The following is a 15,961-nucleotide window of genomic DNA, read 5'->3' as shown; positions in this document are numbered from 1 at the left end:
TAATCTTTTTATGAAATTTAGCTTTGTTTTACCGCGACTGCTTTTGCGACGAAAAATCCCACTACTCCGGAAATTATTGAGCCTAAAAATACCGCGAGCTTGTCCGTGTAATGATACATATCGCTGCCGCCGTATGCGAGGCCATCGACGAAAAGTGCCATCGTAAAGCCGATACCACAGATGATTGCTACTGCGTAAAGCTGTGGCCAGCCCGCGTTTTCGGGCATGTAGGCGATTTTAGCTTTGATTAAGATCCAGCTGAAGGCAAAAATTCCGATCTGTTTACCAAAAAATAGTCCGAGCATAATGCCCATCGGTACCGGGCCGAAAAGGAAGCTAGGACTGATGCCCGCTAGCGAGACGCCTGCGTTTGTAAAGGCAAAGATCGGCAAGATGAAAAAATTTACTGGGTAGGCTAGGCCGTGCTCCATATCCTTTAGCATAGAGCCCGAGCGGGTCTTAAGCGGGATGCAAAAGCCCGCAAGCACTCCTGCGATAGTCGCGTGGATACCGGAGTTTAGTACCATCACCCACAGCACCACGGCTACGATGATAAACGGAAGCTTTTTATCAACGCCAAGTCTACTCATCGTTAGCATTATTGCGACACAGATAGCTGCACCGCCTAGATAGATTGCGTTTATGGTAGAGGAATAAAACAAAGCGATGATTAAAATTGCACACAGATCGTCCATTATTGCAAGCGTCAAAACGAAAATTTTAAGGCTAGCCGGGATTTTTTTGCCCAAAAGTGCCATAACGCCCACGGCAAAGGCTATATCGGTCGCCGTAGGGATCGCCCAGCCCTTCATTGCGATGGCATCGCCCCAGTTGATGATCGAAAATATGATCGCGGGCATCATTACTCCGCCCAAAGCCGCGAAGCTAGGAAGTAAAATTTGAGAGAAATGGCGCAGCTGCCCTTCGATCTTTTCGCGCTTTAGCTCAAGTCCAATGGCAAAGAAAAATATCGCCATAAGCACGTCGTTTACTAAAAAATGCATCGATTCGTCAAGTTTCGCAGAACCCACACCTATGGTGAAGCTTAGATGTAAAAATGCCTCATAGTATTTAGATAAAAAGTCCACATTTTGAGCTATGATCGCAAAAACCGCGGATAGAAGTAATATAACGCCGGCGCTACTTTCGCTTGATAAAATTTTCTTAATAATATGTTGCACATGCTTCCTTTAAAATTTTGCTCTAATTTTATGCAAATTTTAATTAAATTTTTATCAAAACGGGCTAGTTGCTCGGTAAATTCGGCATTATTAGCATCGCATAAAGTATTATAAACATTATGATCGTAGGGCCTTCGTTGATCGCACGGAAGTATTTTCCGCTCCTGTGGCACTCATTTTTTTCAAATTTATACATATAATAATACAGCCACAAATGATAACAGATTAGCAAAACTCCGGCTAGTAATTTTATATGAAAATATCCCATTTTCATAAGCCCCGGATTTAAAATGATAAGCATCACTCCGCTAAAAACCGTCACCGCCATTGCTATCCAGCCGATCGCGTGATACAGCATCCGCTCCATCTTTTTAACGACCTTTACGAAATCTGGCTTGTCTAAATTTTCAGCGTGATATACATACAAGCGCGGCATGTAAAATAGCATCGCCATCCATGAAATAAAACCCGCAAAATGGACAAATTTAAACCAATAGTAACTCATTTTTTCTCCTTAATCTCTCATTAAAATTTCTTTTCGCGCTTCGAATTCCTCTTTGGAAATCGCGCCTTTTTGATACAGCTCATAAAGCGCATTGACCTTTTTCAGACGCTGTTCGTAGTCGTCCTCCTCCGTCTCGCTTGCAAAAGCATTTAAATCTTCCACCCAAATTCCTACGAAAAATATATCTAGCAAAATCCAAATTCCCCAAATCGCCCAAAACAAAAAGCCCACTAAAAACCATAGTGTAAAGCTCCCTAGCCAAAATAGCGCGATTTGAGCAAATCCGCTGATAAATTTGCCGCAGTAAATTCTATGTAGTCCGCCGCCGATCGGCATAGCTGCGATCCACGAAAACGCACCTAAAAACCAAAGCGCGTAAGCGATGTAATTATTTCTCTTCATTTTTCTCCTTTTTTGCGGTGCGTAAGCCCTGAAAAATAAAAATCACGACGGCCAGATCTATCATCACGTCGGCGAAATTAAACACCGCAAACTCAAACCACTTATGCCACGCGACGTAATCGACCACGCCGCCGCGAATGAAGCGATCGAGCAGGTTTGAACAGCCCCCCGCAAGCATCAGCGCAAACGGCATCCAGTGCTCGTAAAAGAGCTTTTTATGACAAAATACATACGCCGCAAGCGCTGAGATCAGCGCGATCTGGATAAATTTTAAATTTTCGCCCAAAAACGCAAACATCGAAAACGCAACGCCGCGATTAAGCGTAAGCTCTAGCGAAAAAAACTCGCCTTGCCACGAAAAGCCGTTTAAAAACAGAAGTTTGATCGCTTGATCGATCGCAAAGATCACCGCAAAAAGTAGGATAAATTTAATACAAGTCTTAGCCATCTCGCAGCCTAAATTTAAATATGTAAAGCCTGCATTTTTTGTCCGCGCCTTTTGTACCGAGCCATGAGCTTGTCGCGCCGTAAAATTTCACCGCAACGCTACTCATTTAGGGCTTTGGTAAAAAATTTCTCGACCTCGTCCATTCGCTTTTGCAGCAGTTTTTCGTTTTTGCCCTCGATTAAGAGGCGGATAACGTTTTCGGTGCCGGAGTAGCGAAAGAGCGAGCGGATTTTGTCCGCTTTAAGGCTTGCTTCAAGCTCCTTTAGCCCTTTTAATTTTTCAAGCGGCTTTTTATCCGAAATTTTTAAATTCTTTAAAATTTGTGGATAGGGCTTAATCATCCCCGAAAATTCGCTTGCTTTCTTTTTCATATCCAACATGCAAGCGGCGAATTGCAGCGCGCTTGCGATGCCGTCGCCCGTTTTGGCGTAATCGCCGAAGATCACGTGCCCGCTCTGCTCGCCGCCGAAATTTGCGCCTAGCTCGTGCATCGTCTCAAGTACGAATTTATCGCCTACATTGCAGCGATGAAGCGCGATGTCGTGTTTAGCTAAAAAATCCTCCAGCGCAGAATTACTCATCACTGTGGCTACCATTTTATTGCCTGCTAAGCGATTTTTTCCTTTCAAATAGACTGCTAAAATTCCAAGTAGCGCGTCGCCGTGGATGATCTCGCCGTTTTCATCCACGACTACGAGCCTATCGGCATCCCCGTCGAAAGCAAAGCCGACGTCGGCGCGCAATCTTTTGACCTCCGAGGCTAAATTTTGCGGGCTTAACGCGCCGCAAGCATCATTTATATTTTTTCCGTTAGGCTCGTCGCCGATGACGATAGTTTCGGCTCCCAGCTCATTAAATACCGTAGGTGCGACCTTATAGCTTGCTCCGTTTGCACAATCAAGCACCACGCGAAGCCCGTGCAGTGTCTTTTGCTTCGGGAAGGAATTTTTAATATGCACAATGTATCTGCCGATGACGTCGTCCACGCGCTTTGCGGCGCCGATTTGCATCATTTTGGTGCGCGCCTCGGCGATTAGATCGTCGCTGAAGTAAATTTTTTCGATCTGCGCTTCCTCTTTTTCGTCGAGTTTAAAGCCTTCGCTGTTGAAAAATTTAATGCCGTTGTCGTAGTATGGATTGTGGCTCGCGCTTATCATGATGCCTGCATCGCAGCGCATATCCTCCGTAAGAAAGGCAATCGCAGGAGTAGGCATCGGACCGATCTGACGGACGTTGTAGCCCACCGAGGTAAGGCCCGCAACGATCGCGGTTTCTATCATATAGCCGCTTCTGCGGGTATCTTTGCCGACTAAAATCATATTCGTAACGGAATTTTTCCTAAAATAAATTCCCGCTGCCATCGCTACGCGCATCGCAAGCTCGGCGGTCAAAAATTCTCCCGCTTTGCCTCGTACGCCGTCCGTTCCGAAAAGTTTCATTATCAAATCCTTGTATAAAAATCGGCAAATTCTACCAGAAAAAGTTTAATCTTAATAAATTTAAACTATATTTAAATTTCACTTAAATTAAGCGTCGATTAAATATTTTTTACGTATAATCGCAGGTTCAAATTTAACCGAAAGGGACGTTATGGCAAATCACAAATCCGCCGAAAAACGCGCGAGACAAACCATAAAAAGAACGGAGCGAAATAGATTTTATCGCACCAGAGTAAAAAATATTACAAAAGCCGTAAGAGAGGCGGTCGAGAGCAAGGATCTAGACGCAGCGACTCAGGCTCTAAAAACGGCTAATGAAAGCTTTCACAGCTTCGTAAGCAGGGGCTTTTTGAAAAAACAGACCGCGAGCAGAAAAGTAAGCCGCCTAGCCAAACTCGTAAATTCTTTAAAAACCGCCGCGTAAGCGCCCCTTACGCATAAAATTTAAATGCTAGCCGATAAACTAAAGCCTTTTTTGGATCGCTACGACGAGCTTTCGCGCATGCTTAGCGATCCCGCAGTCACCGCAGATATCGCTAATATGACGGCGCTATCTAAGGAGCAGCGAAATATCGAGCCGATCAAAGAGGCGGCTAGCGAGTATCTTCAAATTTTAAATCAGATCGAAGAAAACAAAGCCCTGCTAAGCGATGCCGATCTCGGCGAATTAGCCAAAGAGGAGCTTAAAAACTTAGAGACGCAAAAACCGCAGCTCGAAGAAAAAATCAAAATTTTACTGCTTCCTAAAGATCCCAACGACGATAAGAATATCTTCCTTGAGATCCGCGCCGGTACAGGCGGCGACGAAGCGGCGCTGTTTGCGGGCGATCTGCTCGGCGCATATCTGCGCTACGCCGATCTTCGCGGATATAAATGTGAGATCGTAAGCACCAGCGAAGGCAGCGTCGGCGGTTACAAAGAAGCGATCTTGCTCGTAAAGGGCGCGGGAGCGTATTCGCGGCTGAAATTTGAAGGCGGCACCCACCGCGTGCAGCGCGTCCCCGAAACGGAGAGCCAGGGTAGGGTGCATACCTCTGCAATCACCGTCGCCGTCATGCCCGAGATCGAGGATAGCGAGATACAGATCAATCCGAACGACCTTCGCATAGACGTTATGCGCAGCTCCGGCCACGGCGGACAGTCCGTAAATACCACAGATAGCGCCGTTCGCATCACTCACATCCCGACCGGTTTAGTCGTCACTAACCAAGACGGCAAGGATCAGCACAAAAACAAAGAGGCGGCGATGAAGGTGCTGAAGGCGCGCCTTTACGATATGCAGGAGCAGGAGCGGCTCGAAAAAGAGCGCAAAGATCGCAAGGATCAGGTAGGCACCGGCGACCGCTCGGGGCGAATTCGTACCTACAACTATCCGCAAAACCGCATCAGCGACCACCGCATAAATTTAACGCTTTACCGCCTAGACGCGATCATGGCGGGCGGCTTGTTCGACGAGATCATCGATCCGCTCATCGCGCACTCTCAAGCCGAAGCGATCGCAAACGCGGGCTATTAAGCCTTTTAAATTTAGACCTTACACCCGCCTGCTTTGCCGAATTTTGCCTCGATTAAAAGCACCAAGATGAAGAAAATTTTTTCGTCGTTGAGCTTCGCAAGCTCGCGCAGACCTTGATCTGCGCTTACAAGCTTGATGCCGTTTGATTTCAAAATCTCAGCGAGCTCGTCCGGCTCAAAGCCCATTTTACCAGCGATCTCCCTAATATTACAAGACTCGATCGCGCCGATGATGCGATCCATATTACAAAAACCGGGATTTTTGCGGCTCAAAACCACGTCCAAAAACTCGCCCCAAAGCTTTGCGAGCTTCTTTCGCCTCGTGATTATATGCAAGATCGCGACGCAAAGCAGGCCCAATCCTGCGATCTTATGCAGGCTCATCCAGGCCTCGTCATATTCGCCGCGCGCGAAATTAACGCCCGAAAAGCCCAAAATGCAAAGCGCGCAAGCTAGCAGCACGATGAGCGCAAATTTATAAACAATCTCCGCCTTAAGCATCAAATCTCCTTGCTTCGTTTTTAAAATTTAGCGGCTTAGCCGTAGCGCCCGCGAACGCTACGGCGGCGTTACGTCTCGTCGGTCGCCGCTATTGTATCGCCTCGGCGTTATTGCGCCGCCCGCACTGCTGCTTCACTTATACGCTCCGCAGGTCGCCATCGTCGTATCGCGACGTTTGCGCTACTTGCACTGCGCTTTCCCTACATACGCATCCTGTCGATCGCGGTTGCCATATTGCGGCATTTTATGCTGTCGCCGCCGCAATCATGCCGCGCCGCTTTGTACTGCCGATCCGTCGTCGCGGCAGCGTTGTTCGCTTCGATCGTAGCGTCGTTACGATGATGATTTGCCCAAGCGAAGGTTATGTCATACGGCGCCGAGTAGGTACGTATCGCCGCTCCGCTTCTCGACTACGGCGTGCCGTCTGCGCCGCCGATGTGTTACGCGCCATCCGACGCGCTACCGATTTATCGCTACGCCCGCGCATCGCGCCGCTTACGTAGCCCGCTCATTAGCGCGCCGTCTACCGACCTCCAAGCCGCTCGCCACGTAGCTTAAAATTTTATTGAAACGCCCCGCATTGAGCAGACTATCTTGCGTTTAAATTTTATCAGCTTAAATTTCCGTACAGAACCGCGATCGCGCACTGCCGACCAACTTCCGAACTACTCGTTGCGCCGTAAATACTTACCTACGGCGGTGCTATGCCACCGACTGCGTGCAAGCGCCTAGCCGCGCGAGTGCCGATGCCCATGTATGCGAACACTTAGCGCCTAGGCTAAATTTTATCGCCGCTTAATATAAACGAGTAATTTTAATAAATCTGGATTTAAAAAGATATGAATTTAAAGGCGAAATCCCTGCGGCGCGAAATTTAAACGGCCGAATTTAAAGCTCTATAGTCCGCTCGAATATCTCCTCAAGCCCCGTTTGATGCACGATCGCTAGCATGCCGAGGCTCGGTAGATCCGCACGCAGACCAAGTAGCAGCTCGCGCGCCGAAGCAGGATCGAGCGCGGACGTAATCTCGTCTGCGAAAACAAAGCTCGGCTTGTGGTAATGAATACGTGCGAAACTAAGCCGCTGCGCCTCTCCGCCGCTTAAAATTTTAACGTAATCGGCGCGCGAGTTTAGCATGCGGGCAAATTTCTTAAGTCCTACGCGGCATAAAATTTCTAAAAATTCCGCATCGTCTTTGCGCGGCGGCTGCGGATAAGAGATAAGCTCCTTTAGGCTAAGCGGCGCTAGGTAGGGCTTTTGCGGAATAAACATCACGCCCGTGCGTGGCAGACTGATCTCGCCGCGATCGTATCTCCAAAGACCCGCCGCGTAGCGCAGAGCCGTACTTTTGCCCGCGCCGCTCTTGCCTCGCAGCATTATAAACTGCGCGGGCGCAAGCTCGAAGCGTAGATCCTCAATCAGCGGCTCGCCCGCAGGCGTGAAGACCGACAAGCCCTCACACCGAGCGGAATTTTCGTCGCTTTGTATGACGCAAGCACGCAGATTTGCACTCTCGCCGTCCATGCGCGAGATGAACTCATAAATCCTCTGCACGCTCGCCGCCCACTCCATGATCTGCTTGTAATAGTCCATAAACCACGCAAATCCGTCCTGCACGCTGTAAAACGCCGAGCGCGCCTGCATCATGTCGCCAAAGCTCATCGCGCGCGACAAATACAGCGGCAAGCAGGCAAAGATCGGGATTAAATTAGTGATTTTTAGGTAGCTTGCCGAAAAGCATTCGAGGCGAAATTCCGTATTCATGATGCTGCGCCAGTTTCTCATGATCTCGCCGAAGCTCGCGCGGAAGCGGCCGCGCTCGGCATCCTCTCCGCGCATAAACGCTACGGCTTCTGCATTTTCGCGCACGAGCAGCAGATCCGAGCGGTAGTCGGCTTCGGCGCGCTGCTTAGCAAAATTTAGCCCCCTAAGCCTGCGCCCGATGAGATGCGTAATCAGCGAGCAAATTAGCGTATAAAGGAGCGCGACGTAGAGCAAAAAGCCCTCGATCTCAAAGTGCATGCCGAAAATTTCAAATTTCAATACCTTCGAGACCTGCCACAATATCGCAACGAAGGCGATGAGCTTGGCGAGATTATAGACGAGCGATTTTACGAGATCGACGCTTTTTTGCACAAGCAGCAAGCTGTCCTCGGCGATACGCTGATCAGGGTTGTCTAGCTTTGCAATTCCCCGGTCTTCGGAAGCTTTAAACGAACCTTTGGCATCCGCTTCGGTTGCGGGGCACCCAGCCCGCGCCCTCACGGACGCCGCACGTTCGTTTAAATTACCCGTATCTCGTCCCCAATATTCTTTAAAATCTTCCTCACGCTGCTGGTTTAAATTTTCGTTCACACCGGTGCCGCTCGCCTCGCTTGCAAGATACTCTGCGCGATCGCTCGCAGAGCCCACGCATTCGTTTAAGCCATCCGTATCCTGCTCCAAATATGCTTTAGTATTCTCGGCGTTTTTTGAATTTTTAAAATTCTCGTCGCTACGATCGTTTAAATTTTCATTCTCGCTTGCGCCACTTTGCCCTGTCGCATTTTGCTCCGTCGTGCTCGGTAAAATTTCAAGCCCCTTTGCGTCTCTATGCAAAACCGCGCTGTCCGCCTCGGCTGCGGAATACTCTGCGCGCTCGTTTAAATTTTCATCTAAATTTACGTCGCCAGGTTTTTCTAAATTTGATCCGCCCCTGGCGCTGAAATTCCCCTCAAGGCTCGTGCGGTAGAAGTTTGCGTTATGTAGCCATTTGCGCTCCATCATCGCGCTTAGCCGCTCGCGCCAGACGATTACGAGCAGTTTGCGAAACCAGTTGCCGCAGACGATGAAAAGCACGATGAGCGCCGTGTAGAGCAAAAACTCGCCCACGAGCGCGGGAATGAGCTCGCCTTTAAGCTCGCTTAGCGCGTCGTAAAAGCGCTTATCCCACGCGTTCATCAGCACGCTGATTTCGATGATAGCCAGGCTAAAACCAAGTGCAAGCAGCAGCAGCGTCCACAGCTTTGCCGCGCCCTTGCCGAACCAGTGCGGACGTAGAATTTCAAAAAATTGCTTTAGCGTTTTCAAATTTTCTCTTTAAATTTTAAAATTTAGCGCCGGTTACAGCGAGATCGCGGGATTAAATTTGATCCCGCAGACTCGCGAGCGGATTTTATGCTCGCAAGTCTGCGCGTTTAATTCGCTTGGAATTTCGCGAGATTAAATTTATCGCCCGCATCGCCTGCGATCGCTCGCGCTAATCAATCTCTAATCGACCAAATCACGAGTTAAATTTTAATCCCGCGGCTTCGTTCAAATTTTACCCGCCTCGCCATGCGCGGATTGCGATAAATTTAGCTCACGCGCCTTTGCGTACTCGCTCCGCTCGCAGCTTTGCAAGTACAAAATCCGCGCGAACGAATGCAAAATTTAACTGCGCAGCATTATTCGCGCAAAACCTGTCTGCAGACTTCGGCGCACCGGATTGCTCAAGCTTAATGAGCGCCGATCAACTCATACCTTCATGCAAGCCCCGCTGCGCTCGCATTGACACTAACCCGCGCAATCTGAGAGCATAAAGATTTGCGAATACGACTTACTCGCAAATTTTATGCATCCCGCCCAAAGCAAGGCGCGGGCAGACTTTGAGCAAAACGGCGCCTTAATATTTATAATTAAACGTCAGCATAAAATTCCGCGGCTCGCCGTAGTAGTTGTTTTGTCCCGCTACTCTGTTATTTTGATTGATAAAGTAGCGCTTGTCGGTTATGTTTTTTACCGATAAATTTAAACTAAAATGCTCATTGTATTCATACGCAGCGTTGGCGTCCCATATCGTGTAGCCGCCCTGTACGGGGATGTCGTTAGCGGGGTAATAAGCGCCCGTCGAGATACTGCGCCTGGTATATTGGTTGTCGGTCTTGCTCTGATAGCGAAATCCGGCGCCCAAAGTGATCTTTTGCTGCGCTACGAGCGGAATTTCGTAGCTGCTGTAGAGCTTAAACATACGCTTAGGGATCCAAGGCTTGGCATTGGCACCCTTGCGGTAATCGACGTTGCTTAGCGCCACAAAACGCCTCTCGTCCTTCATATACTCGCTTTTATTGTAGGTGTAGCCTCCGAATACTTTCCACTCGTCGGTAATTGCACCGTTTGCTTCTATGTCAAAGCCTCTGGATCTGACTTTGTCGCTAGCTACCGATCTGCTTAGACCCGTAGCGTCGTAATAATCGTAGTCGGTGACGGCTCTATTTTCCTGCATGATCTGAAAGAAAGCCACAGTCGTATTTAGCGCGCCGTCGAAAAATTCCGACTTCACGCCCACTTCGGCATTATAGCCTACGATCGGCTCTAGAATTTTTTCGTTTCTATCCCTAGCGGTTTGAGGTTTATAAATTTCGGCATAGCTCGCATATAGCGAATGATCTCTCGAAAAATCCCACGTAAGCCCCACGTAAGGCGTGATCTTGTGTTTTTTAACGATATCGTCTTCGCTGTGGCGGCCCGTGCGATAGTTATCCGTAGCGCTTTCTCGCTTTAGCCTTGAATATCTGCCGCCTACGAGCAGATGCCAATCATCGTTAAAATTATATCTCGTGCCCATCGCAACCATCTGCTGATAAATTTTAGTCGTGTAGTAAAGATTGTAGCAGCGGGTTCCAAGCGCGCATAACGCGGTCGTATCATTCCAATTAGGCTCGTTGTTTATAAGCCCCTTATTAAAGCTCTCATACGTCAATCCCGCTGCGCCGCCGTAAACGTCTCTATCGTGCTGCGTAAATCTCTCCTTCGACGCAGTAGCGTTTATGAAAAAATCATGGCTTTGCCCAAACAATTCATAGCCGATATCGCTACCTACCTGAAAGCTTAGTTCTTTACTGCCGTTGTCGTATCTGTCATAGCTTATGTATCTACTCGCAGGATCCCTACCCACTCCGTGCCAGCCGCCGAATTTCAACAAGCTCTCGCTGTGAGTATAGTTTAGTTTAGCGTAAGCCTTGATATTATCGCTAAATTTATGATTTAGCTCCAAAAACGTATTATATTTTTCATAAACCGACCTGCTCCAATCCGATATAAAGGTCGTTCTTTTGCTTAAATTTAACGCGTTGCCGTCCTTGCCCACTACAGGAATGCCGAAAGGATCATAAACGCTTCTTGTCTTTTGATAGATCACGCCGGCTAAAATTTCGCTAAAATCTCCTAGATCAGCTCCCACCATCGCCGATGCCGCGCCGCGTTCGGTATTTTGCAAATCTCTAAAGGAGCCCTCCTTGCCGCTTACGCCGATGAGCCGTCCTCGGAGCGAGTCGCTTTCGTTTAAGCCGCCCGTCACGTCCACGCTGCCGCGATAATAATCATAACTGCCCGCACTTAGCGATAAATTCGCTCCGAGCTCCTTTTGAGGACGCTTTCTTACTAAATTTATAGTTCCGCCCGGCTCACCGTTACTCTGCGTAAGACCCGCGACGCCGCGTAAAACTTCGACGCGGTCGTAAAACGCCAAATCCGTGTGCTCCTTTGACTGCCCGTAAAGCCCCTGCGCCGCAAGCGCGGTAGTGGATTGCATGCCGTCTTCTTGGATATTATCGATGTTAAATCCCCTTGAAATCGGCAAACTCATACCGAATCTGCTAGTAGCGGTAATACCCGGTACGTAATTTAGCGCGTCGTCGACCTTGGTAAGGCTCAAATCCTTTATGAGCTGATCGGGCACGACGGAAACGGTTTGAGGCGTCTGGCGGATGCTTAGATCAAGGCCCGTGGCGGTATTCATATTATCGGTCGTAATACATCCCTGTGCCCTCGGTAGTGGACAGATCGGCCTTGCCCGTGACGTTTATGGTGCCGAGATTATCGTCGTCCGAGCTCTGCAGCGTAGAATTTACCGCGCTACCGCTTTGCGGCACGGAATTTTGTGCAATGTCTTTAGTGGCGGGGCTTACGACGGCGTTGCCCTACGGCGCGGAATTTACAGCGGTAGGGCGGCTTCCAGGCTTTTGCGCAGAGCTTTGCGTCGCCGCACTATTAGAGGCTAAATTTGAAGCAGGCGGCGCGGAGCTCCGCGATGTAGCGGCTGCGCGCGAGCTTTGCGACGACGAAATTTTAGAGGCAGAACTTGCAGCGGACGAGTTTTGAGAAGTGCCACTATTTTGCGCCGCAGTAAGCCAAAATGGTGAGCAAAGTAGCGCAAAAGAAAGTAAAATTTTACCCTTTTTCATAAAAATCCTTTTTAGATTTTATAATCCATATCAATTTGCTAGCGGGATTATCTTACAATTCTTCTTAAATAATAATAAAATTTTTAATAAACTAAATCATAAAATTTTATATGCAATTGCTAATTTAACGGAATTTAATAAGATCTATTGACGAATTTTTAAGCAAAATTTCTATGAATTTGAAAAACGAAGGATTGAAAAATTTAAAATTCTAAAATTCCGCCGCTTTAAAATAACGTAAGCGACGGAATTTAGCGTTTATCGGCGTTTGGTCTTGCGGCTACGATAGCACTAGCACCGGTACAAGCGCATTGTGCAAGATATCCTCGGAGACGCTGCCTAAAAAGAGCTTTTTGAAAAACCCTTTCGTAAAGGCACCGGTAGCGATCAGATCGAGGTTATTGGCGCGGCGATATTTGATGATCTCATCGGCGGGCACTTCGGCTTGGATGTATTTGAAAGTGGCGTTTTGAGTGCCTAAAATTTCGCGCGCCAGATCCAGCATCCGCTCGCCCTCTGCGGCATCGAGATTGATGTGCAAGACATGCTTATGTGCGCTCGCAAGAAGCTTTGAGCTCTTTATAAACTCAAGCGTGCGTTTCGCCGCGTCAGTGCCGTCAAATGCGATGAGCACGGAGTTAATCGGTGAAAATTCCTTATTCACGAGCAGCGATGGCACGTGAAGCTCCTTTATCAGCACGCTTGCGTTAAAGCCTACGTCCTCGTTATTTGAGCCCTTGATACCGAGTACAAAAATTTCAGCTTCCTCCTTGTACTCGGCGATAACGTCGATAAAATCGCCATCTTTAATGATCTTACTCGCCTTTACGCCCGCAGCAGTCGCGGCGCAGATATATTCATCCAGCATCGCTTCGGCTTCTTCGTGGTCTTTCTCCGCATCCACGCCGCCTAGTGTGGGACTTCCGTAGCTATTTGCAAGGATATCATTCTCTCCTAGGACGATCCCGCCTGCGGCCAGCCCATAAAAATTCTCGCCAAGCTCCGGAATTTCAACCACGTGAATAAACACGAGCTCGGCACCCAAGGTTTTAGCGACGTAAATTCCATAATCTCTAACCGCTGGGGCAAGCGCATTTTGATCGACGCAAGTGATGACCTTTTTCATTTTTCGTCCTTTTAAAGATAAAATTTTAACCGAAATAAGCTTATCAAATTTTGTATAAAAGTTATTTAAATTCGACAGATTTGAATGCGGCGCGGGCGATTTTGTGAAATTTAAAGCCGCGTCGTAATGGATATGTGAGGTGCGGGTATGCTTGTGGCAAGCTAGCTTAGGCTCAGCGCGACAGCGAGCTAGTAGTTGCAGCGTAGTAGCATAGTGGGCGACTAAAAAGCGTTGCGGACGCGGCATGCAAAAGTACTGCTCGGACGATTTTGAAATTTATTAAGCCGCTAAAAGCGCGGTTAAAGCGCCGTTATTGCAGTTAGCAGCCCAAAGATAATCCCCGGGAAATTCGCCGCGGCGAGCGGATAGTCCTTTTTGGGCTTTAAAAGACCGTAGCTAAGCTATATCGTGCAGTTTATCGCGGCTGCTAGCGGCTGGAGAAACGGGACTTTGTTGCCGTCTAAATTCGCCATTATGTTCGGCACGTAGGACACGTACATTATAACCGACAGGCATGTGCCCGCCCAACCTAAAATTTGTAAATTTCTTTCACTCATCGGCTTTCCTTGTTTTTAAGATACGTTTCAAATTTACGAATGAAACGGGGCGGGATTTTCATATATTAAAAATAAGAAACAAATTAAAAAAATGGCTAGAAATAAAATTTGGCTTTAGATTTATAACGGCGCCCTCTTACCTGCTCGCGTCTGTGTAAATTTTAAAGCGGCGTTTGAAGCGCGCATTTTAAAACGGCGAAATTTAAAACGCCAGGCGACAGTTGAAATTTAAATTTTAAAGAGATAAAATTTTAAACGACTGAAGCCAAATTTAAGTAAAATTTTACAGGAAGATTACGGTAAAATTTTAAAAATATGAGAAGTAAATTTTTATAATTTCTCGGACGTTAAAGATAGGAGTGTTTGCCCTAAGTGCGGAGGCGAGCTGCAAGATTATGCCGAGATAGAAAAGTGGAATCAAATAAAAAGGAATAAAAAGCTTGAAAGATATTATAAATTTGAAAAAGAGTGGCTAAAGATGATAAAAAAACAAGGGAGCGAGAAATAAAATGCTAAATTATAGAAATATTGGTTCTATTTATGAGCTTAGCTCTTTATCGAAAAGCAGCTCGGATATATATTTGCTTATCGGATCGCACTTTATGGATAAGATAGATATCTTTAGTAATATCACAACGGATTTTCTTATAGGCGTAAAGTGGATATTCTTCTACGCAGAGAAAGCGTCGCAATTAGAAGATATCTTTGATAGCTTTATAGAGCGGCACGATTTATTGGATATCGTTACATTGTCATACGGAATCGATGAAAAAACAGAGCTTGTAAATCTATTTTTATCCAAGATTACTCCAACAACTATGGGCGTATCAATATTAGATGAGAAAAATGCAACCGAAAACGAGCTATTACGTGAAATTCTAAAAAGCGTAAATAATAAAAATGGCGATAAAATTTAAAATGAGGCGAAATATGCAGCAAAATGAAGGGTTGTATTATTTAATAGCTGGATTCATATACGATTGGTGCGATATAGAGCTGTTTTGCGATGAATTTTATAAGATGTATGATTTGGAATCGCAATATTGCGCAACCAATAAAGCGGAAGAGCAGGCATTAAAAGAATTGGATATGATGACGGGTAGATTTTCTGAGTTTGATGAAGATTTTAAAAAGGCTCCTAACGTATTTTTTAAAGAAGGCGAGATAAGGCAAAAGGCAGAAGAAATTTTTAGATTATTTTCTAATATCAAAATTTCGAAAGAGGAATTTTTTAGATTTTTGAAAGAGCAGAGAGGGCTAAATTTTCCGATTGGCGTTGATTTGGGCGAAGGCTATGTAATGTGCCCGAATTGTTCCAACGCAATGAAAGTAGATAAGCGTCAAAGCGTGATTACATGCGATAATAAATATTGTATCGCTAAGTTTATCAATCCTTTAGCGAAATTAACGCTTGCAAATATCGAGAGTGCGAAATACAATAGCCAAGAAGCCGATTAAAAGGCTCAAGCGGACAAATTCTTTGTTAAACTGCAAAAAGGAGTGCGATGCTAAGCGGAAGAGAAATTTACGAGAATTTTTTGTTAAGATTTTCGGACAACGAACGCGATATTATGAAAAATTTGGCGAGAAATATATATGAACTAAACAAAAGAGAGTTTATCATTGAGTTTGATGAAAATAATATATATAAAGTCAGATTTTATGATGATTTTGAAGGATGCTGCGATCCAGGTCTCGAAGAAGGAGAAGAGGGGTGGGATGAGCTATTTTTTGGATTTGAATTTGTAGTTTTAGAGGTTTTATCAACGCAAGCTGCAAAATTTAAAAAAGGCGACTATATCGAAATAAACTATAAAAACTATCCCAAAATATTTGATATGGATAGAAATTTGATTTAGATGCGATAAGCTTAATAGAAAAATTTATGGAGAAAAATAGATGCTTAATTTAAAAGGGCAGGAATTCCGCATAAAAAGTATAGCTCAAGATGTCATAAAAGAATGGGGTAAATATGATTTAGGCTCGAATGATAGAACATTCAAATTAAATTAGGTAGTAAAAAACAAAAAATAGGATTTTAATATGATAAAAAATGAATTTGAATTTTTAATTGCCTCCGTGCC

General features: G+C 46.3%; 17 protein-coding genes. 6 read left to right on the top strand and 11 right to left on the bottom strand.

Annotation, left to right across the window (positions count from 1 at the left end; genetic code table 11):
* Positions 1–17 precede the first annotated feature (17 nt).
* From nhaA to glmM, 5 genes are all read right to left on the bottom strand, one after another.
* A complete protein-coding gene (nhaA, locus tag Q0372_RS09140; protein ID WP_298105110.1) occupies positions 18–1,181 on the bottom strand; it encodes a Na+/H+ antiporter NhaA in 1,164 nt (387 codons plus the stop codon).
* Between the two features lie 64 nt (positions 1,182–1,245).
* Entirely contained in the window at positions 1,246–1,686 is a 441-nt protein-coding gene (locus Q0372_RS09135) for a CopD family protein (RefSeq protein ID WP_177386933.1), read from the bottom strand.
* A gap of 9 nt (positions 1,687–1,695) precedes the next feature.
* Complete coding sequence (locus Q0372_RS09130; protein ID WP_298105108.1) at positions 1,696–2,088, bottom strand: SHOCT domain-containing protein; 393 nt, start codon at positions 2,086–2,088, stop codon at positions 1,696–1,698.
* A complete protein-coding gene (lspA, locus tag Q0372_RS09125; RefSeq protein WP_298105103.1) occupies positions 2,075–2,536 on the bottom strand; it encodes a signal peptidase II in 462 nt (153 codons plus the stop codon). The genes Q0372_RS09130 and lspA overlap by 14 nt, the downstream gene beginning before the upstream one ends.
* Before the next feature lie 98 nt (positions 2,537–2,634).
* Positions 2,635–3,975, bottom strand: a complete 1,341-nt coding sequence (gene glmM / locus Q0372_RS09120) for a phosphoglucosamine mutase (protein ID WP_297900738.1) — start codon at positions 3,973–3,975, stop codon at positions 2,635–2,637.
* Positions 3,976–4,126: 151 nt separating this feature from the next.
* On the opposite strand from glmM, the gene rpsT reads away from it, so the two are divergent.
* Positions 4,127–4,399 carry a 30S ribosomal protein S20 gene (gene rpsT, locus Q0372_RS09115; RefSeq protein ID WP_291938896.1) on the top strand — a complete coding sequence of 91 codons (273 nt, stop codon included), beginning with the start codon at positions 4,127–4,129 and terminating at the stop codon, positions 4,397–4,399.
* A gap of 24 nt (positions 4,400–4,423) precedes the next feature.
* Complete coding sequence (gene prfA / locus Q0372_RS09110; protein WP_298105101.1) at positions 4,424–5,491, top strand: peptide chain release factor 1; 1,068 nt, start codon at positions 4,424–4,426, stop codon at positions 5,489–5,491.
* Positions 5,492–5,502: 11 nt separating this feature from the next.
* Here the strand turns inward: prfA and Q0372_RS09105 are convergent, their stop codons facing one another.
* The 4 genes from Q0372_RS09105 to Q0372_RS09090 form a co-directional block, all read right to left on the bottom strand.
* Positions 5,503–5,991, bottom strand: coding sequence for a chemotaxis protein (locus tag Q0372_RS09105; RefSeq protein ID WP_298105097.1), 489 nt, complete (start codon positions 5,989–5,991; stop codon positions 5,503–5,505).
* An 888-nt stretch (positions 5,992–6,879) separates the two neighbouring features.
* On the bottom strand, positions 6,880–9,060 hold the full coding sequence (locus Q0372_RS09100) for an SbmA/BacA-like family transporter (protein ID WP_298105094.1): 2,181 nt from the start codon (positions 9,058–9,060) through the stop codon (positions 6,880–6,882).
* Between the two features lie 574 nt (positions 9,061–9,634).
* Complete coding sequence (locus tag Q0372_RS09095; RefSeq protein ID WP_298105091.1) at positions 9,635–11,749, bottom strand: TonB-dependent siderophore receptor; 2,115 nt, start codon at positions 11,747–11,749, stop codon at positions 9,635–9,637.
* Between the two features lies 1 nt (position 11,750).
* Entirely contained in the window at positions 11,751–11,882 is a 132-nt protein-coding gene (locus Q0372_RS09090) for a hypothetical protein (protein WP_298105088.1), read from the bottom strand.
* Between the two features lie 13 nt (positions 11,883–11,895).
* Between Q0372_RS09090 and Q0372_RS09085 the strand changes: the two genes are divergently transcribed.
* The gene (locus Q0372_RS09085; RefSeq protein ID WP_298105086.1) at positions 11,896–12,111 is read left to right on the top strand and encodes a hypothetical protein; all 216 of its coding nucleotides are present in this window, start codon (positions 11,896–11,898) and stop codon (positions 12,109–12,111) included.
* Between the two features lie 363 nt (positions 12,112–12,474).
* Here Q0372_RS09085 and Q0372_RS09080 read toward each other — a convergent pair whose 3' ends face one another.
* A complete protein-coding gene (locus Q0372_RS09080; protein WP_297950989.1) occupies positions 12,475–13,320 on the bottom strand; it encodes a universal stress protein in 846 nt (281 codons plus the stop codon).
* Positions 13,321–13,721: 401 nt separating this feature from the next.
* A complete protein-coding gene (locus Q0372_RS09075) occupies positions 13,722–13,877 on the bottom strand; it encodes a hypothetical protein (protein ID WP_297921763.1) in 156 nt (51 codons plus the stop codon).
* 602 nt (positions 13,878–14,479) lie between these two features.
* Here Q0372_RS09075 and Q0372_RS09070 point away from each other — a divergent pair.
* The 3 genes from Q0372_RS09070 to Q0372_RS09060 are packed head-to-tail and all read left to right on the top strand — an operon-like array spanning position 14,480 to position 15,736.
* Positions 14,480–14,794 (top strand): hypothetical protein, encoded by a 315-nt coding sequence (locus tag Q0372_RS09070; RefSeq protein WP_298105084.1) that lies wholly within the window; start codon positions 14,480–14,482, stop codon positions 14,792–14,794.
* Between the two features lie 13 nt (positions 14,795–14,807).
* Positions 14,808–15,335, top strand: coding sequence for a hypothetical protein (locus Q0372_RS09065; RefSeq protein ID WP_298105082.1), 528 nt, complete (start codon positions 14,808–14,810; stop codon positions 15,333–15,335).
* Positions 15,336–15,382: 47 nt separating this feature from the next.
* Entirely contained in the window at positions 15,383–15,736 is a 354-nt protein-coding gene (locus Q0372_RS09060) for a hypothetical protein (RefSeq protein ID WP_298105076.1), read from the top strand.
* Positions 15,737–15,961: the final 225 nt, after the last annotated feature.

The organism is uncultured Campylobacter sp., from assembly GCF_937997405.1.
Lineage (GTDB): Bacteria > Campylobacterota > Campylobacteria > Campylobacterales > Campylobacteraceae > Campylobacter_B.
The sequence above is the reverse complement of the archived record's forward strand: the minus strand, read 5'-3'. Positions and strand labels throughout refer to the sequence as shown.